Origin of the sequence: Bacteroides sp. NSJ-39, from assembly GCF_014287315.1 — a bacterium.
Classification (GTDB): Bacteria; Bacteroidota; Bacteroidia; order Bacteroidales; family Bacteroidaceae; genus Bacteroides; species Bacteroides finegoldii.
Genome location: NZ_JACOOB010000006.1, coordinates 12339 through 33842, shown reverse-complemented (window position 1 = coordinate 33842; position 21504 = coordinate 12339). Strand labels below are relative to the sequence as shown.

Below are 21504 nucleotides of genomic sequence, written 5' to 3'. Positions count from 1 at the left end.
AGGGAGGCAACCCTGTCAGATTTTATGCCAAGCTGACACATTTTTTTCTAAATACAGCGCAAATATAGTAACTTCTATAATACAAACAAAGAATATCATCTTTGATTTGAGGAGGATTTGAGGAGTTCCCGGCTCCAATCTTTCTATGATTTTCCAGTGTAGATATGTATATTAGTGCTCCCCAATAATAGGAAGTTGTTGTTTTCTAACTATTCAATAAAAAATCACACAAGTAGGTATCATTTTAGAGCGGAGAATACCTGTTTTTCTTCTTCATTCGTTGTATGGCAAGGACATCTGATGACATTTGATGACATCTGATGACACCTCTGAATCATAGCGCATTATCCCCATTTATCTTTGTTGTCGAATTCAAATTTATGTCTTACCCAAACGATTCGACAATGAAAAGAAGAATCCTTTTTTCTGTGATGTGTGCGGTCATCGCCGCAAACACCTTTGCGCAGGGCCAGGGCCTTGCGGGTATCAACGAGGCAACCAGCCTCATGACCTCGTATTTCGATCCCGCCACCAAACTATGCTATGCCATCGGTGCGGTGCTTGGTCTGGTAGGCGGTATCAAGACCTATGGCAAATTTTCCAGCGGAGATCCCGACACTTCGAAAACCGCCGCCAGCTGGTTCTTTGCCTGTATCTTTCTGATCGTAGCCGCCACCATCTTACGTTCCTTCTTCCTCTAAAGCCTATGGAATATTCGGTAAACAAAGGTGCCGGCAACCCCGTCGAGTTCAAAGGACTCAAGTCGCAATACCTGTTCGTCTTTGCCGGAGGGCTTGCGATGGTGCTCCTTATGGTAGTCTTTCTTTACCTGACGGGGGTGGACCAATGGATATGCTTATCCTTCGGAATCCTGTCCGGCAGCCTGTTGGTGTGGGTGATATTCCGTTTGAATGCCCGTTACGGTGAACACGGGCTGATGAAGCTGCTGGCTGAAAAACGACATCCACGCTATCTGATTCACCGCAAGAGAGTTTTCAGATTATTCACAAGAAGAAGAAAAAAACAACAATCATGAGAAATGTATTAAAGGCGGAAACGCTGGAACGCAGATTCCCCCTGCTATCGGTAGAAAACGGCTGTATCGTGAGCAAGGATGCAGACCTGACCGTGGCTTTCGAAGTGGAACTGCCCGAACTGTACACGGTAACGGCAGACGAGTATGAGGCCATGCACTCCTCCTGGATCAAAGCCGTGAAGGTATTGCCGGAACATAGTGTCGTCTGCAAACAGGACTGGTTCGTCAAGGAAACCTACCGTCCGAAAACCGATGACGGAGAACAGAGCTTTCTGACACGCAGCTATGAGCTGCATTTCAATGAAAGACCTTACCTGAATCACAAATGCTACCTGTTCCTGACGAAGACAACCCGCGAACGCAGCCGCCGGAAGAGTGACTTCAATACCCTTTGCCGGGGATTCCTGTTGCCCAAAGAGATAACCGACAAGGATGCTGCCGCCCGCTTTCTTGAGGCGGTGGAACAGTTCGAGCGTATTATGAATGATTCCGGACATATAAGGCTTCGCCGTCTGGAAACAGACGAAATCACCGGTACGAAGGAACGTCCCGGACTGGTGGAAAAATACTTTTCCCTCTCGCTGGAGGATGAGACCGCCGTATTGCAGGACATCTGCCTCAAGCCCGGCAGGATGCGCATCGGCGACAAACGCCTCTGCCTGCATACCCTTTCCGATACGGAAGACCTGCCCGGCAGACTTTCCACGGACATGCGCTACGAGAGGATGTCCACGGACCGCAGCGACTGCCGCCTCTCCTTTGCCGCACCCGTAGGACTGCTGCTGTCATGCAACCACATCTATTCGCAATACGTGTTCATCGACGACGCACAGGAAATCCTGCAGATGATGGAGAAAAACTCGCGCAATATGCTCTCGTTGTCAAAATACAGCCGGAGCAATGCCGTTAACCAGGAGTGGACGGAGATGTATCTTGATGAGGCACATACCAAAGGAGTGCTTCCCGTCAGATGCCACTGCAACGTCATCGCCTGGGCGGAGGATGCGGAAGAGTTCCGCCGCATCAGGAACGACACGGGCAGCCAGCTGGCCATGATGGAATGCACGCCAAGGTATAACACCATTGACACACCGGTCATCTATTGGGCGGGAATCCCCGGAAATGCAGGCGACTTTCCATCCGAAGAATCCTTTTATACCTTCCTGGAACAGGCCGTATGCCTCTTTGCCGGAGAGACCAATTACAGGAACTCGCCCAGTCCGTTCGGCATCCGGCTGGCAGACCGCCAGAACGGGATACCGGTGCATGTGGATATTTCCGACCTGCCCATGAAGCGAGGAATCATCACCAACAGAAATAAGTTCATCCTCGGGCCTTCGGGCAGCGGAAAATCCTTTTTCACCAACCACCTTGTCCGCCAATACTACGAACAGGGAGCGCATATCCTGCTGGTGGACACTGGAAACAGCTACCAGGGGCTGTGCAGGATGATCCATGACCGTACCAACGGGAAGGACGGGATTTACATCACGTATGAAGAGGACAATCCGATATCCTTCAACCCGTTCTACACCGAATCCGGAAAATTCGATGTGGAGAAGCGTGACAGTATCAACACGCTGATACTGACCTTGTGGAAACGGGAGGACGAGTCGCCGAAACGTTCGGAGGAGGTCGCTCTTTCCGGAGCAGTGAACGCCTATATCCGAAAGATTTCGGAGAACCGGAACATCAGACCGGACTTCAACGGTTTCTATGAGTTTGTCGCCGATGACTACAGAAGAATGATTGAAGAGAAAAAGGTGCGTGAGAAGGATTTTGACATTGACGGTTTTTTGAACGTTCTGGAACCGTTCTACCGGGGCGGAGACTATGACTTCCTGCTGAACTCCGACAAGGAACTGGACCTGACAGGCAAACGGTTCATCGTATTCGAACTGGACAATATCAGCAGCAACAAAGTGCTTCTTCCGGTGGTGACACTGATCATTATGGAAACTTTCATCGCCAAGATGCGCAGGCTCAAAGGTATCCGTAAGATGATATTGATAGAGGAATGCTGGAAAGCCCTGATGTCCGCCAATATGAGCGAATACATCAAGTACCTTTTTAAGACCGTCAGAAAATATTTCGGCGAGGCTGTGGTGGTGACACAGGAGGTGGACGACATCATCAGCTCCCCGATTGTGAAGGAGGCCATCATCAACAACTCTGACTGCAAGATATTGCTTGACCAGCGGAAATACATGAACAAGTTCGAGCACATCCAGCGGCTGCTCGGTCTGACCGAGAAAGAGAAAGGGCAGATTCTTTCCATCAACCAGGCGAACCATCCCGGACGCTTCTACCGGGAGGTATGGATAGGGCTTGGAGGAACCTGCTCGGCAGTATATGCCACGGAAGTGAGCGAGGAAGAATACTTCACGTTCACGACTGAGGAGTCGGAGAAACTGGAAGTACAACGGATTGCCGGAGGGCCGGAGGGCAGTCTGGAAGGAGCCATCCGCCGTCTGGCGGAGAAAAAGCGAGAGGAACAGAAACAGGTATCAAACCCGAAATGAAAACGATTATGAGAAACAGACCCCTTATGAGGCTGGCGGTATGTCTGATAAGCATGGCCGCCATGATATTGCAGAGCTGTTCGGAAAGCGGTATCGACTGCGACAAGATCTGCGGAACGTGGACCAGCGTGGAAGGCAGACCTGACGTGCTGGTATACAAGGAAGGAGAATGCTATAAGGTGACGGTGTTTTCCCGTAGCGGGAGAACCCGAAAGCTGAAGCCGCAGACTTACCTGCTGGTGGAAGAAAACGGAAACCTGTTTGTCAATACGGGCTACCGTGTCGATGTGTCCTACAATGAGGCAGCCGACGTGCTGACATTCTCACCGGGCGGAGACTATGTAAGGAAGGAGGAACGGGCATGAAGGCAAGAACGCTTCTGATCGGAACGGCATTTGTACTGGGCGTTACCGGAGCACGCGCCCAATGGGTGGTGACAGATCCCGGCAATCTGGCCCAAAGTATCATAAACATGTCGGACAATATCGCCCATACCTCAAAGACGGCAGTCAATACGGCAGAAAGCTTTGCCGAGACAGTAAAGATCTATGAGCAGGCCAAGAAATATTACGACCAGCTGAAATCGGTCAACAACCTGATACAGGATGCCCGCAAGGTGCGTGACATCATCCTGATGGTGGGCGACGTGTCCGACATCTATGTAACCAACTTCGGCAAGATGATGAACGATGAAAACTTCTCACCGCGCGAACTGGACGCCATCGCCTTCGGTTACACCCGCCTGCTGGAAGAGAGCAACGGTGTGTTGCAGGACCTGAAACAGGTTATCAATGTCAGTACCCTGTCCATGACCGATAAGGACCGTATGGACGTGGTGGACAACTGCTATTACGAGATGCGCCGTTACCGCAACCTTGTGAGCTATTATACGAACAAGAACATAGCCGTAAGCTACCTCAGGGCCAGAAAGAAGAACGACCTGGAACGTGTGATGCGGCTCTATGGGAATGAAACCTCCAAATACTGGTAGCCATGATGCCGTTGTCGATAGATTTTGCCAACCTGCACACCATACTGGCAACCCTGTATGACGAGATGCTTCCCCTTTGCGAGGACATGATGGATGTGGGCAAGGGACTTGCCGGACTGGGTGCGTTGTTCTACGTTGCCGTCCGTGTATGGCAGTCGATGGCACGTGCCGAACCGATAGATGTCTATCCCCTGCTGCGTCCCTTTGCCATAGGCATCTGCATCCTGCTCTTTCCCACGCTGGTGCTCGGCACGCTGAACAATATTCTCAGTCCCATCGTGCAGGGCACACACAAGATGCTCGAAGGGCAGACGATGGATATGGAACAGTACCGGATCCAAAAGGAGGAACTGGAAAAGGAGGCCATGCTCCGCAATCCCGAAACAGCATATCTGGTAAGTGACGAGGAGTTTGACCGTCAGCTGGATGAACTGGGCTGGTCAACCATAGATACCGCCTCCCGGCTGGGCATGTATGTGGAAGTCGGGATGTATAATCTGGAAAAGAAAATCCGGGACGCATTCCGCAGCCTGCTGGAGCTGATATTCGCAGCGGCATCGCTGCTGATAGACACCGTGAGGACTTTTTTCCTGGTCGTACTCTCGATACTGGGACCGGTAGCGTTCGCCTTCAGTGTATGGGACGGATTCCAGTCCACGCTCGGACAGTGGTTCACGAGATATATTTCCGTTTACCTGTGGCTTCCGGTCAGCGACCTGTTCAGCACCCTGCTTGCCAAGCTTCAGGTACTGATGCTTCAGAATGACATTCAGGAACTGCAGAACAATCCGGACTACTCGATAGACAACTCGAACAGTGTCTATATCATCTTTATGCTGATCGGGATTATCGGATACTTCACCGTGCCTACGGTAGCAGGCTGGATAGTGCAGGCAGGCGGTGCCGGAAACTTCAGCCGTAACCTGAACCGTACGGCCACCAAGACAGGCGGCCTTGCAGCCGGAGCAGGCGGTGCCGTATTGGGGAATATCGGAGGCAGGCTGAGGGGCAAATAAACCCTGCGGAGCCTCCTTCCCATGAGTCGGGCAACCCAAGATGACGGGTCCGGTGACTTGTCGGAACGGGATGTCCCTTCATACCGGAAATATTTATTCATTCAAACCAGACATCAAAAAAAATGGAATTCAAGTCATTGACAAACATTGAGAGCAGCTTCAAGCGCATCCGCCTGATGCTGGCGGTCTTTGCCTGCTGCTGTGCGCTCGTTACCGGATATGCGCTGTGGAGCTCATACCGCTTTGCCGAGAAGCAACGCGAGAAAATCTATGTGCTTGACGGGGGCAAATCGCTGATGATGGCCCTTTCGCAGGACCTCTCACAGAACAGGCCTGCCGAGGCGCGGGAACATGTAAGGCGCTTTCACGAACTGTTTTTCTCGCTCTCACCCCAGAAGGATGCCATCGAGCACAATATCAACCGTGCCCTGCAACTGGCAGACAAGAGTGCCTATCACTACTATGTGGATTTTGCCGAAAGAGGGTATTACAACCGCCTGATTTCAGGCAACATCAACCAGGTGGTGCATGTGGACAGCGTGGTGTGCGACTTTGCCGCCTACCCTTACAAGGTGCGGACATACGCCCGGCAGCTGATTATCCGTGAAAGCAACGTGACCGAGCGCAGCCTCGTAACTTCCTGCTCGCTTCAAAACACAGGACGTTCGGATGACAATCCCAACGGATTCATTATCGAGCAGTTTACCGTGCTGGAGAATAAGGACATAAGAAGTGCGGAACGATGAGGGGAAAACGCGGATTCTTCGGCCATGCGGACAGCCGGGTACGGCTGTTCTGCCGGCGGCTGACAGGAAAGCAGCGCATCCTTCTGGCAGGCACGGCCTCGTTCCTGCTTGCTGCCTCCTGCCTGTACTCGATTCTCTCCTGTGTATCCCGTTTCGGGGAGCCGGGCCAAAGACCGGCAATGGGACATATCCGTTCCGTCGTGTTCCGGCCGGAAAGAACAAGAAACATTCATTCAAACATCCATAAACATGAAAATGGACTTTCAGAAAATCAGGGAACGGCTCGGAGTGTCAAATGACAAGCCGCTGACTCCCGAAGAGAAGCGCCGGCGCGCAAAGTATATTGTCTATCCGTTTTTCTGCCTGCTGTGCATGGGGTTCCTCCTGCTGGTATTCAGCCCGTCGGAAAAGGAGAAGGCGGAAATGGAAAAAGGTAGGGGTTTCAACGTGGAGATGCCTTCACCGGAAGATTCGGAAATGGAGGGCAACAAGGTAAGCGCCTACGAGCAGGAAGCACTGGCAAAAAAGGAAAAATGGCGCAGGGGAACCTTCCAGGAAATGTCCGAACTGCTCAACAAGGACGGTCAGGATACTGCCGGTCTTACCGCAGGAAAAGCAAACATGGAACTTCCGCCGGAACTGGAAAAGGGGAAAGCCCCCGGCTCCATCCGTTCCTCTGCAGAAGCCTACCGGAATATGAACCGTTCGCTGGGCACTGTATATACCCGGAATGAAAATCAGCCAAACGCCGATCTGCTCCGCCGTATTGAGGATCTGGAAAAAGAAAGGAAGCCGGCGGAAGAACCGGCGGAAGGCCAGACCCTGGAAGAAAAGATGGCTCTGCTGGAAAAGTCCTACGAGCTGGCTGCCCGCTACAACGGGAAAGAGCCGGATGCTTCCTCTACAACAAATGCCCCAAACAGCCGGAAAGAACGGACGGCTGTCCGGCCTGTAAAACGGGTACAGAACCGGATGGTGTCATCACTGGCCCAGCCTGCAGGCAATGAAGACATTGCTTCCGGATATGCAGGCGAGAGAAATACCGGCTTCCACACCCCGGTAGGCAAAATGCCATCTTCCGGCAGGAACACCATCGCAGCCTGTGTGCATGGCACGCAGACCGTATCTGACGGACAGGCACTGCGTATCCGCCTGCTTGAGCCGATGGCAGTGGACGATCTCCTTATCCCCAAAGGTACGGTACTGGTCGGCGGCACACGTGTCGAGGGGGAACGGATGGGGATCCTGATCGAGACAGTGGAGTACAGGGGCACGCTGTTTCCGGTGGAACTCGAAGTGTATGACGCTGACGGGCAGCAGGGAATCCTTGTACCGAACTCGATGGAGTATGATGCCGCACGTGAGATTGCCGCCGGCATGGGCACCTCTATAGGAAGCAGCATCAATATCTCAACGGATGCCGGAGCGCAGATTGCCTCGGATGTGGGCAAGGGGGTGATACAGGGTATGTCACAATATGTGGGCAAGAAGATGCGCACGGTGAAAATCACCCTGAAGGCCGGACACCGGCTGTTGCTGCATTCTCCTGAAAAATGAAGGAGGAAAGGAAATCAACCATTTATTCACCAATCAACCAAGAAACACACATGAAGAAGATTCTGATGATGCTTGCCCTGATTGCGGGCACAGTGGCTGCATACGCGCAGCAGAGCAGCGGGGATTATTATGAAGGACTGAGCCGCAAGATCGGATTCAGCCGGATGATTCCCCCACACGGTCTGGAAATCACATATGACAAGACCGTACATATTATTTTTCCCTCTCCCGTGAGATATGTGGACCTGGGTTCGCCCAATCTGATAGCGGGCAAGGCGGACGGTGCGGAAAATGTGATCCGTGTGAAGGCAACCCGGAAACATTTCCGGAGCGAGACAAACATGAGCGTAATTACCGAAGACGGCAACTTCTATACATTCAACGTCAAGTATGCCGACGAGCCTTTGCTGCTGAATGTGGAAATGTGCGACTTCATCCATGACGGAGAGGCCGTGAACCGTCCGAACAATGCGATGGAAATCTACTTGCAGGAACTCGCCGGGGAGTCTCCCCGTCTGGTACGGCTGATCATGAAATCCGTGTATGAACAGAACAAACGCAAGGTCAAGCACATCGGCTGCAAACGGTTCGGAGTGCAATATCTGCTTAAAGGACTTTATGCGCACGGCGAACTGATCTATTTCCATACCGAAGTGAAGAACGCCACGAACGTGCCTTTCGACGTGGACTTCGTGACCTTCAAGATCGTGGACAAGAAAATCATGAAACGTACCGCCATGCAGGAACAGGTCATCTATCCGCTTCGTGCCTTCAACTATGTGACCCGTGTGGACGGGAAGAAGAACGAGCGGACGGTGTTTGCCCTGCCCAAGTTCACCATTCCCGACGACAAGAAGCTGATAGTGGAAATGTATGAGAAGCAAGGCGGCCGGCATCAGTCCTTTGATGTGGAGAATGAGGACCTGGTACGCGCAGAAACCGTCAATGAACTGAAAGTCAGATGAACGCCATGAAAAGGAACTCCCTCTTTATTATCCTCCTGCTTGCCCTCTTTACGGGGCAGGCAGAAGCCCAGCGCCGCCTGCCGGGAATGAAAGCCGTCCGCTTCACCACTGAAATGGCCGACGGATTTTACAGCCGGGCAAACCGTCACGATGCAGGCTATGCCTTCTCGCTGGCTGTATCCACCTGTACCGGGAACGGAAACCAGTGGATGTTTGGCGGTGAGATGCTGAAACGTAACATCCCTTACCGGAGTACGCATATACCCTTGTCGCAATATACGGGGGAAGGCGGTTATTACCATACGTTCTTTTCCACCCCCGGCAAGTCCTTCTTCCTGAACCTCGGCGCTTCCGCCCTGTTGGGCTATGAGACCGTGAACGAAGGAGACCGGCTGCTGGATGACGGAGCCGTTTTGCAGCAATGCGAGTCTTTCATCTATGGCGGCGCGGTAACGCTGGAAGCGGAAGGATACCTGTCCGACAGGGTTGTCCTGCTGGTGCGTCTGCGTGAGCGTTTCGTGTGGGGCAGTGCCTCGGGGATCTGCCACTTCCAGTATGGAATCGGAGTAAAATACATTTTCTAACCTTAAAAGAATACATACCCATGAAAAGAAAAATCCTTGATTTTATGCTAACAGCCTGCTGTATGGCATTCTCCTTTCTTGGTCTTGTCGCTTGTGACAATGAGCTGGATATCAGACAGGAATACCCGTTTACGGTAGAAACCATGCCGGTAGCGGATGAGATTACCGATGGGGAGACTGTGGAAATCCGGCTGGAAATCAAGCCGGAAGGGAACTTTGCCGGAACCGTCTATACGCTAAGGTATTTCCAGCCGGACGGCAAGGGCAGTCTGAAGATGGAGGACGGCACGGTACTGAAGCCCAATGACCGTTATCTGCTGAACGAATGGAAATTCCGTCTTTACTATACTTCGCAAAGCGGCAAGGAATCCCAGACCATAGACCTCTATCTTGAAGATAATTGGGGGAATCTGCAACAATTGACATATGATTTTAATGGAAAGGATACGGATGAAGAAAATAACAAGGAGGCTGCATGAAAAGAATACCGGCTGTTATGATCTTTCTGTTACTTGTCTTGTACGGCAAGGCGGAAAATCCCCCGTCTGACAAAGATAAGGCGGTAGCCTGCATCAAGCGGTGGGAAGGCTGGCACCGGGGGAAAATGCCTTACATCGGTTACGGACACCGCCTGCTTCCCCACGAGACGCTGACCGAGAACCTGAGTGAGGCACAGGCGGACTCACTTTTGAGATGCGATCTTGAACGGTGTTTGAAGGTATTCCGAAAATATGGGAAAGATTCGCTCCTTTTAAGTCTGTTAGGCTTTAATGTAGGCTGTTACCGTCTGATCGGAAACGGCAAGATACCTAAAAGCAAACTGATTCAGAAACTGGACAGCGGCAACCGGGATATTTACAAGGAATATGTATCGTTCCGCTGTTATCGGGGGAAAGTCATTCCAAGCATAGAGAGAAGAAGAAAAGAGGAGTTTGAACTGTTCTATATTCCGTAGATTGCTTGCTGATAAAGGTTTGGTTGTTACGAGACGACCGAACCTTTTTTATTTGTCCGGCATGAACATATCCCTAACAGGGGATTGTAAAGTTCCATTCCACAATAAACCTTGAATACCGTAACAGGAAACAGATGGAACATCGGAATGTGCATGACTAAAGATCTGTATTTATGTCATAGGGCACATGAAACATAAAAGTCCCTTGGGCAGAATGACTCCAATTGCCATATTAGATGCATATTCCCAAAGCGGGCAGAATCAAGAACCGGGAAGTGGCTAAAACGGAAACGCCACAGGTATGATGTGATATACATCCCCTTGTGACGTTTCTGTTTTTTTAAGATGTATTTGTCTGCTGTTCTTACTTTTGAAGCAAGTATTCCCCTATTGAACGATACCGGTCTTTGATTGCGGCATTTTCATTGAATCCATTCAGACAATGGAGCAAGGCTTTCTCCAAAGTGGTGTATCTGCGGTTAAAACATTGCGGATTGTCCAGGCAATAGGCATTCAAGGCATATCTGTATGGGGCATATTCAGGATTATCCTCTTTTGTGATTTTCACATGCCAAGGAAAGTGTATCCGCAGAGTGAATGACCGTGTTTCCCCTTTTGTAATCCGTTCCTCTTCCTCCAGCATTTTTTTCACGAGGGACCTGTCCAGCAACGGATATCCATATTCCCTGTAATGTTTGATATGGCAGCAATACTCCGTTGCGTATTGCTTCAATTCTTCCGGTCTTATACCATAGTGTTCCCCATAGAAAAGCAGCACTTCCCTGCCTGTTACGATAACGGGCTTTCCGTCCGCTTCATGTTTAAATACCTGCCGTTCCATCTTTTCCCTGTCTGTCAGCAAGGCAAAACCGAAACATTCCGTAAGGGTGAAACTTTCCCTGCCGGGAACGGACAGCCCAATAAGCCTTTCCAATGTGTGGCAGTAAAAGAAAATACCGTCATCGGCCATACCGGTGTCCGGTGAAAGCATAATTCTTACATCCTTGACCTGACCGCTGTCCCTTTGGACAATCCGGCAATTCGCGTAATGTGGCTCACAAGCATTCTCTTTCTTGAACCTGTGGTATTTCTCCAAAATTTCGTTCCGGATTTCCTCCTTGTCGGTCAAGGCAACTCCCAATCCGCAGTTTTCGCACCATCCGTAATAAAAAGCTTCGTCCGTGAAGTGGTCGAACCCTTTTGTGTTGGGGTTTACCATTGCCTCACACCTTACATTGGCCGATCCGCATCTGCTGCACACTATATTATTTTCCATTGTTCTTCTGCTTTACGGGCGACTCACGGCCGCCCTTGTCATACAATTCGGTTGTTATTCTCTTAATTTATCTTTACCCGGTTCATCAGCTGTCCCGAAATTTCATGCAGTTCCCGGCAGCGTTCCGGCTGCTGTTCCCTTGCAAAGGCGGTGATTCCCTGTGTCAGTTTCCATAGCGTGGCCCCGCCTGTAACTCCGTCGTCAGGATTGTTGTTCATCAGCAGTTTCTCGACCTCACGTCCCTCGTTTTTCAACAAGGCTCCTTTCTGCACCAGATTCTTCAGTTCCTTGTCGAAATCCACGTCTATCTCCGATGCTCCTTGAATTTCGATGGCCTTCTGCATGATGGTGTCTTTGCTGTACAGTCCTTTGGTCAGGTCGGAAACAGCCGATACGGTGGTCTGCGTGTCCAGTTCGTAGGTCTTTTGGGAGAGGGACAGGGATTCCGGCAGTCGGCCTCCAAGGTGTATCTGCCGCATGACGGACTCCCTGACCATCCCGTTCAGGCACGCCCCGTTGAGCAGGAACGACCGCATATCGACCGATCCGTTGCCATAGTCGGATGTGGAGAAGCGTGCTCCTGCGAAGATGATGACCGTTCCGTTCTTACGGGTGGGTATCTCTATCGGAGTGGGCAGGATTGTCTCACACCATACTTTCGTGTCGTTCATATAGGCATCGGACACGACCGCTCCCTGTCCTCCCGCCTCACGGATGAAAGCGGTCAGGATATCCACCGAGTTCAGCCGACGGTAGGAGTCCGACAATACGCCCCGGACTTCCATTCCTACCGCCCGTATCAGTACCCGTGTACGCTCGGTCCATCCCGAATGCTCGTTCAGGATGGTGGCGCACAACTGTTTCTGCCAAACATCCCCGGCGGAAAGCTCGCGCAGGTATTTGGCGGGAATGCCCATCTTCTCCGAAATCTGGCTTATGGCGTTGCCGTGCAGGTTGAAGTTCCCTTCGGGCATTGCCATCTGTACCCTTCCTTCCGCTTTGAAAGAGATAACGGGGCGTTCCTTGCTACGTTGGCTTACCCCGATGGGAGCGATGAAATCCTGCGCGATCCGTCCCTCACTGAGCAGACGGTTGATGGTGTCCATGACACCACCTTGCCTGCCTTCTATCATCCGCTGTACCTTGTTAATGACTACCTGGTTGAGGCCCTGCTGTTTCTGTACCGATGCAGCTGCCGGCATTACTGTTGTTTCCATAATACTATGTTTTTAATGTTGATGAATCAGAATTTATTCTTAGAGCTTGTCTTGGTTGTTTTAGTATGTCCCATGTATTTTTCTTCTGACAAACGGATATAATCCTCTTCGCTATATCCGGTCAGCCCGAACAGTTCATAATATCCGGGGAAAGTTTTTTTTCCCGCTTCCGGTATATGCATGCTGGTTCCCTTGTGGCAGCAGATGATATGCCGGACAAAGCGGTAACACTTGCAAAGATCAGCCACGACGGTATATTCGTTGTCCGTATGAGGTTCGTAATATCCACAGGAAAGATTGATACAGGATACTTCCAGACCGTTTCTTTTCAAAGCCGCCACATCTGTATTCAGTCCCTGTGCCGGCTTGTAGCCGTACTTCCGGACATCTATAGCTGAAATGAACTCGTTGGAGCAGAGCTTCATCCCATTGATTTGTGTTACCATATCCCCGTTCCCTTTCCGGTCACACTGAATCACGAAACGGCAATCGGAAAAGAAGGACATATCGGCATGGCTGCTGCCTATGCATCCCACCTCCTCCTGTACGAAGAAGGCACATTTCACCGTCTTGCAATCCTCCAGGCATTTCAGGCAGATCCAGATGCCGTTCTTGTCATCCGCACCGATTCCGGTCATCCGTTTACGCTTGTGATCATAGCCGACAATCATCGAGTCCGCCACAAGATGGGCTGCATAAGAGCCTGTCTTGCGCCAGTGTACCTCATCCATGTGCGCCACGACACAGGGGTAGCTTTCCCGGTTGCCTTTGACCGCATAGATGTTTCCGTACCTGTCTTGCCGGAAAGGAATCTCCATCCTTTTGAGTTCCTCTATGATGAATTTAGCCATCTTCCCCTCTCTGCCAGAGGGGGAAGAAATGCCGTAAAGAGCCATTAGTTTTTCCATGATAATGATATTTTAGGAAATGAACAATTTTTCGATTTGCAGGTATCGTCTGAATTCCGGTACGGGACGCCCTTTACGAAAGAGAAAAGACGGATATTTCTTTCCTTTATATTCCACTGATAATCCTTTCAGGACTTTCCCGAATACGGTAGATACATAGTACATATCCTGACAGTTCTTGCAGAATGCCGCATCCGGGAAGATATGTATCTTCCCGCATTTGGGACATACATATTTTTTCCTGTTTGCACACCCTTCCGTGCTCCGGCAGGTGGCTATGCTCGTGTCGCCCTCCGTATTTCTCAGTTCCAGGTTACCGTCCGTCAGATGGAGGCTGTAGAACGTGTCGAGGTAAGGCACCCCTTTCTTGTGCCACCTGCAGGCGGGCACTTTCACCGTCAAAGAAACCTGTATATTATCTCCGGCCGCCCATTCCTGCCCCTCAATGGGATTCAGTACGGTGAAATCCGTTGTATGTGTATAATCGTTGTATCTGCGTCGCAACAGGATACCTGCCTCCTGCGCCTGCTTGCGGATCAGTTCGATGACGAATGCGTGTGAGGAATAGATACGATCCAGCAGGGAGGCGGCAATCGGTGTGTTTATTGATTTCCACAATGTTATCTCGTTCCATACAATGGCCCGTCCGACCACATTGCTGCTGTCATCCCTTGCCACGAGTATTTTGGCTCCTGCAAAATTGGCATAGAAATCCGCTGCATTACGGGCCTTGTCTTCATATCTCATACAGGAGTTGTGCAGGCTGGATTCGCTACCGTCAGATATGGGACTATAGTTGCTTTCCAGATAAGCCTCCATAAAATCGTTCATACTGTCATGCAGTCTGATTGTGACCTTGCTGTCCAGTGAGATGGCGCTGCAGAAATAGTTGATTTCATCGGGCTGGTACGGTCCCAGATTTTTGAACAGCTCGATAAACGTGGACGGTTCCAGATCTGTCCGGTTCTCCGGAAACCAGGGCGCCTGCGGATTGTTCCGGTCCGGGAAATTGGGATGCCCCAAGTCTTTGTTGCATGCCGTGAACACGATCCGGATTTTCTTGAACGTGCCGGCTTCCGTCCGTTTGCGTTTGGTGGAGAAAAAATTGTAGGACCCCCGTATGACTTCTTCCACCGGTACGTTCTTTTTTACTTCCGAAAGGATATCTTTGGCTATCACACTTCCGTTTTCCGCCGCATGGGTCAGGCGGGATTTCAATTCGTTGCTAACATTCAGTTTCATAATCATTCGGTTTATTGTTTATAAATTCTGTTGTTTATATGGCAATTGTTTCTTGCCAGGCTGCATTTGGCGCAATTTCTCTTTCCGCTTTCTGAGCAGGTCAACGGACATGTTCCTGCTTGTCCGATATTCCTCCTCACTCATCCGGCGAATGGAGGGAATGCCCGTCCGGGTCAGTGTATGGTTTACCATCCAGCCGTCCATGAAGTTTTCGGGGCAGAGGCTGTCATGGTGGATGACCTCACCTATGCAGCCATGTACGAGCATGTTGCAAACGGTCATCAGGCAACAGGTACGGCTGACATCCTCTGCAACCAGATAATTACCCAGGTGGCGTACATGATATGCCAGCAGCAGCCTTCCGCTTCCGCATGTCGGGTCACAGATACGTTTCCCTGTCGCTGTCTCCCCCGAATCGGTACATAAGACCATCAGGTCGCAGATATCCGGCGGAGTGAAGAACTGTCCGTTCACCTGCCGACCGCTTTTGGAGGATATTGCCATGAAGAGGTCACCGAACGCATCAAACCATCCGCCGGATTGCAATTCCCGCTGCATGAGCCGTATCCATCCGGTAAGCATTTCCATAAAATGCCTGTTCTGCTGCCGTTTGTATTTCCAGTCCATAAGGGGCGGTGCGCCGGGAGAGAACCCGTGAATGACATAACGCAGGAAATCGTTGAAAACGGATATCGGATCGTAGCCGTTCGAATAGGCGAAATCACAGACCATTTTCTCAAGCGGACGTATCGTCTGCGGTGTGTTGTATGGTACCATATTACTCTGATTTTTTATAGATTGTTACTATATGTCTTTTATGGTCAGTCTGTATCCTGACGGGAGAAATGCCAAGGAAAGAGAGATGGGTGTCCGCTTTCAGCATGTTCCATTCCCATGCGGGAAGTTCCTTCCATTCCATACGGTATGCCCAGAGTATGAACAGACCGGGACGGAATCCGTTGAAAAGCTTTCCGTGCAGAATCCCGACCAGCCGTTCCAGTTCTTCCCGCGAGTAAAGGGTGAATGCCTCATTCCGATAGACAAAGGCATCAGCCGGTTCAATATCCGGCTGACACTCGATGAGGTATCTCGTCCATTCTTTTGTGGTGTACTTTTCGTACAGAGGATCGGGTTCCGTGTATTTCCATGCCCTGACGAATGTGTGGAAGAGGACGGCACCGTTCCTGTGCCTTCCGGTATGCCCCCACATCCGGAACTGTTTGCTGCGTATGCCATCGGGAATCAGCAATTCCGGACCGGTTGTAACCCAAGGGCCTCCTTCGGTATTGTAACCGGTACACTTTTCATTTTCATGGCAAAAAGGTGTCTGTGGGAGAAGGCAGATATGAACTTCCCGGTCATCGCCCCTTTCAATGTGTGCCTGCGGATAATAGTCACCGCCACGGGTGATATAAGTGACAACGTCTCCTGCAGTCGGTAAACCGACTCTTTCCCTGTCCTCCCGCATCCTTGAAATCAGCCGGTTCACCTTCTCCACATCACATTCCTTTATGGAGCAGGCACACCCTTCATGCCTGTTGAGCAGAGTCAGACTTTCCAAGTCATAAAAATTACCGTACTTCATATTGAGATCGTTTTTGTTGATACAATTTGACCTGACGGGTAACCATGTCGCAGAACTTCTGTCCGTTCTCCTTCTCGCTTCTGAAATAGGCAATCATGTCCCAGAGATTCCGATTGAAGTAGCCGGTCCATTTTTCGTAATAGTGACTTCCATAGACCTTTCCGAACGTTTCCTCGAAAAGTGCAGGAGTCAGCCCTTCATCCCCGTGGTGGTTGTATTGCCACAGGGAGACAAGCAGCAGCTGGTTATAATCCAGTGTTTCCATATCTGTTCTTTTTTAAGTAAAACATCGGCCTACATGGGTAGGCATTTTTATTTCTTGATGTCTTTCCAGTCTGTTTTCCGGGGATTGCGGCAAGGCTTGGCGAAAGAAAATACCGCAGCGAAGCGAGGATGATTTTCTTTCAGCCAACCCAGCCCCTGAAAGGGGCCGCCTTGCACAATCAGCCCGGAAAACGGCTATCTTTACAGCAAGAAATGAAAAAGCAGACCTCGGATTCTCTGTTCTGAAGTCTGCTTTTCGGTCATTGTCAAGTTTCATGTTTTTCAGGTATGTATCTGCCATCCGTGGAACGGCTGCAATGTTACGGCAAACGACCTGTCAGGTATTCCATGATAGAGCAGACCTCCTACGATACCTATTCTTCCATCAGCATAATGCTGGGTAAAGCCGAACGAGTATGGGGCATGGTCATAGTAGAGTGAAATCTCACTGGGATAGTCAGGATTCCCTTCCCAACTCTTCAACCGTTCCAAGCACTTTTGAAGTGAGGTGTCACCAATGGATTCGGCATAGCGCTTTACGTTCTCGAAATGTTCTTCATTCAGGATTTTCATAACTTTGGTGTTTTATCTGTTAAACAATGAAAAAGCGAACTCCGGCTTTTCAGCACTGGAGTCCGCTTTTCGGTCATACTTGAATTCCATGTCGTCAAATAAAGGGTAAGTCGGTATCTTCCAGCATGGGCGCGAGCATCCGGCACATTTCGTAAGACGCTTGATTTCGGCTGTCAATCCGGCACGACTCACGTTTTGCCATGGCGATGATACATGCCTTTATTGTTTTGAAAAATGTCTGTTCCAAGGTCTTATGGAAAAACGGGAGTGTCTCTGCAAAACGTTCGGGACTGAATCCCGTATCATTCAGTGCCTGTTCCAGTGCCTTTGCCGCCTTATACTCCCGGCTTTGTTCCAACCGTTCCGGTAAACCTCCGGACTGCGCTATATGGAGCTGGCGTTCCAGTTCGGTAACGGCTGCCGAGAGCAACAGCTTGATGGCATCCGGATTTCCGATGCCGAATTTCCGGTTGTCGGTTGTGTGAAATTCGATCAGGTTTACAGAGCCGTTCTCCTGAAGATTTCTGTAGTGCGTCAGGTTCTCACCCAGCATCTTTGTTCTTTGATTATCCATAGTTTTATTCATTTTCAAGATGTGTAAAAGACTCGTCTGTTTTCAGTCAATCCAAAACGTGCCGCAATGCGGACATTTGGTACCGCATGGGAAGCTGTTTATATAATAGGTATCTCTGTGACGTTTATGGTTCATGTCTCCAAAAGTACATCCGCCTTCCCGAAACCTTTTTTCATAAAGAGCTTCCTGCTTCTGATATTCATTTATGTGACTCTTCTGCAAAGTGACTTCCAGAGGCATCATTCCGGTTTCCCAACGGGTGGAATCACACCAGCTGTTCAACAACCCGCAAATTTCATTCGCATAGGAATAATGTACCTGAGAATCCACAAAAAGATTGTCTCTGTAGAACGGAAGGGTGATGTCAGTCTGAAGACTTACATGATACCCCGCACCATTCCGGCTGTCTACAATAGCAACAATGACACCTCCATAGAATCGGATGCGCTTGAAATCATGTGAAGTACCTCCCGTAATCAGTCTGGAGAATATGGCATTGAAATAGATGCGGAGTTCGCCACCGTACGGAGCATTGACCAGAAGTTCATGGAGTTCATCGGTAAACAGCCCTTCCTTCAGTTGAAGCGCTCGTCTGATTTTACGAAGAGAGACCGTTTCGGATTCTCCGCGCCCACAGCCTCCGTACACATAGCCCTCGATTTCGACTCCAAGGGAGTAGAACATATTGGTTACAGCGGAATTGTCTATCAGTTCTTCTGCCGGATCGGTATTGTTCCGTTCGTAAAGCAGGTCTTTTATCTTCTCCTCATGTCGGATATATTCGGCGGATTTCCCGTCCGCTTCCATCTCATTCCGTATCTCCGAGAGATACCCTTGCAGGTTGTCATGTTCCTGATCGGCATACCACTCCAGGATTGGTTCTTCCAACGGACCGAGACTGTTCCGACGGATGCACTGCTCCTGCAAATCATCATGGCTGTCCAAATTCTCCCGGTAGTCCACGTAATAGAGGCTGACCGAATGAGGAACATAGTCCGTCCAGGATTGTTTTTCCTTCTTCATACCGCTTCCTCCTCTGTCTTTAATGTTGTCACATCATCCACTCCGTTGACGGGCGGCAAACAATCTATGATATATGACAGATGTCCGGCAAAGGCTTCATCCGGCTGGAAGTTTACCTCATTCCCGTATTCATTCTCTACACCATAGAGGCGCAAGTTGCCGTTCTCGATGGTAACCCTGCAAATCAGCACATCAGCCGGAGCCGGTTGTACGCTGCCTGTATTGACAGCAATGACGGGGCATTCCCCATCATTGCTGTTCCATTCATAGGAAGCTCCATGCAGTTCTATGGCTGCATACAATTCCCTGTATTCCATTTCTTTGATAGCCCTTATCCGGGCGTAAAAGTCTGTATGGTTCATATTGCGTTTTTTGTTGGATTTCTGATACATGTGCAGGATGGAAACCCTGCCGGGAACCCATCCTGCATACTGATTCAAGCCTGCACTTCCTTCTTTTCCATTCTGATGCTCCGCAGCTTGTACAGCAGGTAATGGAACAGTTCCAGGTCGTAGATGCGGTAAAAGAACTTTTCCCCTGTTTCTTTGACCGTTCCGGCGAAAGACACAGACTCTCGGTTGGTGGGATATTGCAGAAAATCCCCGTTTGCTGACAGGGTATGTCTGTTTTGCACCACTCTTTCCAGGAATCTGCCCATATCGTCGTTTCCCTCATAGCCGGAGAAGTAGAGGAAATGATGGCGGCGCAAGCTTTGGAGAACCCTGGTTGTTTCCTGTCTTGCATCCTTGCCGGAGGATTCGTCCGTACCTTTCACCAGGTTGCAGATGAATTTCTTCTCTCCATTTTTGTCAAGGAACAGATATGGGACTATAACTGTGAAACTATGCCGTGTATGGTCAAATATTCCCATTGGTTTTTCTTTGAGGATGCCGCCTTTGAATGTGACCTTCCGGTAATGTCTGTCCATTTGCTGTTCCAAATCCTTTCTTGGTGTGTTTACGGAACGCAGCCCCGTAAAATACCGTCCGTCTATCCGGAAGCAGAACCGGTGAATGCCGGCATGATACGGCTCGCTCATGAAAAAGAAATTCCGGGTGTGCCGGATGGGTGGCTGGGTGTCCATATAGTCAAAATAGTCCTCTTCCGTAATTTCACAGAACGGGGCGCAGAGAGACTGCAGGTGGATCTGCATTTTTTTGCAGATGGCATTCCCGGGCACGGCAATGAGGCTGGGGTTATTTTCCCTTTCCCTCAATTCTTCCAGTGTTTCGTGACCATAATCACTATGTATCCCATCAGACATGACGGTCAGGCAACTGCCGTCAAAGCAACGTGAATCAATGATGAATCTCAAATTGTCGTTTTTCATGGCTCAGATGTTTTGAAGGTCCAACAATCTTTTTGCGGCACCGAGAGCATTGGAGGTAAGCTGCCGTTGCCATGCCTTGTTTTTGGGTGACCAGCGGAATCCGGAGGATTTCAGTTCCTTTCGTCTGCTGTCTTCGGGAATCCTGTCAAACAGGATCTGAAGGCGGTCTTCCCCATAGTTCCATACAAGTGTTCCGCCCTCGAACGGCACTTCCTTGTTTTCCCGGCTTTGCATCGCTTTCAGCTTTTCGCGCATCCGTTCCGCCAGTTCCGGCAATTGGAAGAATTTGTTTCTCGGTGTGATGACGGGTTTCTTCACCCTTGCGTTATATTCGGAAATGAAGTCCACGGCCCTACGGACGATTTCCACTTCCCCGTGATTGGCCAGGGTGGATACCTTGTTCAGGATGCTGCTGACAAACAGGGCACGGCTATAGCCCCGGCATTGTCCGGTATCAATCCCATGGATGGTGTCGGCACTGCTCTTGATGTCGCGTTTGAGCGTCTGCCATGCCTTTTCCTGTTTCTCTTCCTCCGGTCGTGCGGCTTCCTTTTTCCGTCTGATGGTTTCAAGAACTTTTTTCCGCCAATTGCGGAATTCTTCGTAACAGTTCTGATAGCTTCTGTTCGTTTTTTCCTGCCTGTAGTAATCAAATCCGCTCCGTCCCGTCACCATCGGGTTGGCACAGTGGGAGAGGACCGAGAGCTGGGCGGACAACTTCTGCCGGTAGGCGGCGATGTATGTATCCCCTTCCTCTTCCGGCATGAGTTGCAGGTCGTTGTGCAGCTCCTCTCCGTAAATCATGATGTCCGTCTCGCCGCGAATCTCCGGATTGAAGGAACTCCAGGCGTATGCGTCGCAAGCCTGTTTCCACATATCATCCAGATAGCCCGGATGTTTGAATGCTACGGCTTGCCAGTCTTTGAAATCCCTGGAATGCAATTCATTGCGATCTTCCGGATTTCCGTACAGGTGTACATAGTTGCCCGTTTCATGATGCTCCTTTCTGAAATGGAACGGTACGGGGGGATAGTCCGTACCTTTTTTCCGGATCATCGTGACCCTGTGTGCATTCTCTATGGTAAGGTCTGCTACTTGCTCTTCGCAGACCTTTGCTGTTGTTTCATTCATAATCATTAC

Annotated in this window: 26 protein-coding genes; 13 read left to right on the top strand and 13 right to left on the bottom strand. The window is 50.2% G+C overall.

The genetic code is table 11. From position 1 onward, the window contains the following. The first annotated feature begins 320 nt into the window (after positions 1 to 320). From H8S63_RS08645 to H8S63_RS08585, 13 genes are all read left to right on the top strand, one after another. Positions 321 to 701, top strand: a complete 381-nt coding sequence (locus H8S63_RS08645; protein ID WP_007838794.1) for a DUF4134 domain-containing protein — start codon at positions 321 to 323, stop codon at positions 699 to 701. A 5-nt stretch (positions 702 to 706) separates the two neighbouring features. Next, positions 707 to 1036 carry a DUF4133 domain-containing protein gene (locus H8S63_RS08640; protein ID WP_117601209.1) on the top strand — a complete coding sequence of 110 codons (330 nt, stop codon included), beginning with the start codon at positions 707 to 709 and terminating at the stop codon, positions 1034 to 1036. Further along, positions 1033 to 3558 carry a TraG family conjugative transposon ATPase gene (locus H8S63_RS08635; protein WP_186926494.1) on the top strand — a complete coding sequence of 842 codons (2526 nt, stop codon included), beginning with the start codon at positions 1033 to 1035 and terminating at the stop codon, positions 3556 to 3558. Before H8S63_RS08640 ends, H8S63_RS08635 begins: the two co-directional genes overlap by 4 nt. Before the next feature lie 8 nt (positions 3559 to 3566). Continuing rightward, positions 3567 to 3923, top strand: a complete 357-nt coding sequence (locus tag H8S63_RS08630; protein ID WP_186926492.1) for a DUF3876 domain-containing protein — start codon at positions 3567 to 3569, stop codon at positions 3921 to 3923. After that, the gene (locus tag H8S63_RS08625; protein WP_004288758.1) at positions 3920 to 4549 is read left to right on the top strand and encodes a DUF4141 domain-containing protein; all 630 of its coding nucleotides are present in this window, start codon (positions 3920 to 3922) and stop codon (positions 4547 to 4549) included. Before H8S63_RS08630 ends, H8S63_RS08625 begins: the two co-directional genes overlap by 4 nt. A 2-nt stretch (positions 4550 to 4551) precedes the next feature. Next, on the top strand, positions 4552 to 5565 hold the full coding sequence (traJ, locus tag H8S63_RS08620; RefSeq protein WP_005802642.1) for a conjugative transposon protein TraJ: 1014 nt from the start codon (positions 4552 to 4554) through the stop codon (positions 5563 to 5565). Positions 5566 to 5687: 122 nt separating this feature from the next. Next, entirely contained in the window at positions 5688 to 6311 is a 624-nt protein-coding gene (gene traK, locus H8S63_RS08615; RefSeq protein WP_004288760.1) for a conjugative transposon protein TraK, read from the top strand. Continuing rightward, a complete protein-coding gene (locus H8S63_RS08610) occupies positions 6308 to 6610 on the top strand; it encodes a hypothetical protein (RefSeq protein WP_005802644.1) in 303 nt (100 codons plus the stop codon). The genes traK and H8S63_RS08610 overlap by 4 nt, the downstream gene beginning before the upstream one ends. Further along, positions 6561 to 7868, top strand: a complete 1308-nt coding sequence (gene traM / locus H8S63_RS08605) for a conjugative transposon protein TraM (RefSeq protein WP_186926490.1) — start codon at positions 6561 to 6563, stop codon at positions 7866 to 7868. The genes H8S63_RS08610 and traM overlap by 50 nt, the downstream gene beginning before the upstream one ends. A 50-nt stretch (positions 7869 to 7918) precedes the next feature. Next, complete coding sequence (gene traN, locus H8S63_RS08600) at positions 7919 to 8833, top strand: conjugative transposon protein TraN (RefSeq protein WP_008777983.1); 915 nt, start codon at positions 7919 to 7921, stop codon at positions 8831 to 8833. Beyond that, positions 8830 to 9417 carry a conjugal transfer protein TraO gene (locus H8S63_RS08595; RefSeq protein ID WP_117893798.1) on the top strand — a complete coding sequence of 196 codons (588 nt, stop codon included), beginning with the start codon at positions 8830 to 8832 and terminating at the stop codon, positions 9415 to 9417. The genes traN and H8S63_RS08595 overlap by 4 nt, the downstream gene beginning before the upstream one ends. A 20-nt stretch (positions 9418 to 9437) precedes the next feature. Then, positions 9438 to 9896, top strand: coding sequence for a DUF3872 domain-containing protein (locus tag H8S63_RS08590; protein ID WP_004288765.1), 459 nt, complete (start codon positions 9438 to 9440; stop codon positions 9894 to 9896). Next, the gene (locus tag H8S63_RS08585) at positions 9893 to 10372 is read left to right on the top strand and encodes a glycoside hydrolase (protein ID WP_005858664.1); all 480 of its coding nucleotides are present in this window, start codon (positions 9893 to 9895) and stop codon (positions 10370 to 10372) included. Before H8S63_RS08590 ends, H8S63_RS08585 begins: the two co-directional genes overlap by 4 nt. A 364-nt stretch (positions 10373 to 10736) precedes the next feature. Here H8S63_RS08585 and H8S63_RS08580 read toward each other — a convergent pair whose 3' ends face one another. From H8S63_RS08580 to H8S63_RS08520, 13 genes are all read right to left on the bottom strand, one after another. Beyond that, on the bottom strand, positions 10737 to 11591 hold the full coding sequence (locus tag H8S63_RS08580; protein WP_007838808.1) for a hypothetical protein: 855 nt from the start codon (positions 11589 to 11591) through the stop codon (positions 10737 to 10739). Positions 11592 to 11710: 119 nt separating this feature from the next. Then, the gene (locus H8S63_RS08575; RefSeq protein ID WP_005858674.1) at positions 11711 to 12865 is read right to left on the bottom strand and encodes a hypothetical protein; all 1155 of its coding nucleotides are present in this window, start codon (positions 12863 to 12865) and stop codon (positions 11711 to 11713) included. 26 nt (positions 12866 to 12891) lie between these two features. Continuing rightward, on the bottom strand, positions 12892 to 13773 hold the full coding sequence (locus H8S63_RS08570) for a hypothetical protein (protein ID WP_119193697.1): 882 nt from the start codon (positions 13771 to 13773) through the stop codon (positions 12892 to 12894). Positions 13774 to 13785: 12 nt separating this feature from the next. After that, positions 13786 to 15021, bottom strand: coding sequence for a hypothetical protein (locus H8S63_RS08565; protein ID WP_036630502.1), 1236 nt, complete (start codon positions 15019 to 15021; stop codon positions 13786 to 13788). 12 nt (positions 15022 to 15033) lie between these two features. Further along, positions 15034 to 15792 carry an N-6 DNA methylase gene (locus H8S63_RS08560; protein WP_007838813.1) on the bottom strand — a complete coding sequence of 253 codons (759 nt, stop codon included), beginning with the start codon at positions 15790 to 15792 and terminating at the stop codon, positions 15034 to 15036. Position 15793: 1 nt separating this feature from the next. Next, positions 15794 to 16600 carry a DUF4121 family protein gene (locus H8S63_RS08555; RefSeq protein ID WP_007838814.1) on the bottom strand — a complete coding sequence of 269 codons (807 nt, stop codon included), beginning with the start codon at positions 16598 to 16600 and terminating at the stop codon, positions 15794 to 15796. After that, entirely contained in the window at positions 16587 to 16865 is a 279-nt protein-coding gene (locus H8S63_RS08550) for a hypothetical protein (RefSeq protein WP_032936852.1), read from the bottom strand. Before H8S63_RS08550 ends, H8S63_RS08555 begins: the two co-directional genes overlap by 14 nt. A gap of 281 nt (positions 16866 to 17146) precedes the next feature. After that, positions 17147 to 17437, bottom strand: coding sequence for a DUF4120 family protein (locus tag H8S63_RS08545; RefSeq protein ID WP_007838816.1), 291 nt, complete (start codon positions 17435 to 17437; stop codon positions 17147 to 17149). Between the two features lie 94 nt (positions 17438 to 17531). Then, a complete protein-coding gene (locus H8S63_RS08540; RefSeq protein ID WP_011964850.1) occupies positions 17532 to 18011 on the bottom strand; it encodes a hypothetical protein in 480 nt (159 codons plus the stop codon). 42 nt (positions 18012 to 18053) lie between these two features. After that, on the bottom strand, positions 18054 to 19034 hold the full coding sequence (locus H8S63_RS08535; RefSeq protein ID WP_186926488.1) for a hypothetical protein: 981 nt from the start codon (positions 19032 to 19034) through the stop codon (positions 18054 to 18056). Next, the gene (locus H8S63_RS08530; protein ID WP_255467640.1) at positions 19031 to 19474 is read right to left on the bottom strand and encodes a hypothetical protein; all 444 of its coding nucleotides are present in this window, start codon (positions 19472 to 19474) and stop codon (positions 19031 to 19033) included. Before H8S63_RS08530 ends, H8S63_RS08535 begins: the two co-directional genes overlap by 4 nt. Then, positions 19471 to 20364, bottom strand: coding sequence for a hypothetical protein (locus H8S63_RS08525; protein ID WP_172718861.1), 894 nt, complete (start codon positions 20362 to 20364; stop codon positions 19471 to 19473). The genes H8S63_RS08530 and H8S63_RS08525 overlap by 4 nt, the downstream gene beginning before the upstream one ends. A 3-nt stretch (positions 20365 to 20367) precedes the next feature. Next, positions 20368 to 21495 carry a hypothetical protein gene (locus H8S63_RS08520; RefSeq protein ID WP_186926486.1) on the bottom strand — a complete coding sequence of 376 codons (1128 nt, stop codon included), beginning with the start codon at positions 21493 to 21495 and terminating at the stop codon, positions 20368 to 20370. Positions 21496 to 21504 lie beyond the last annotated feature (9 nt).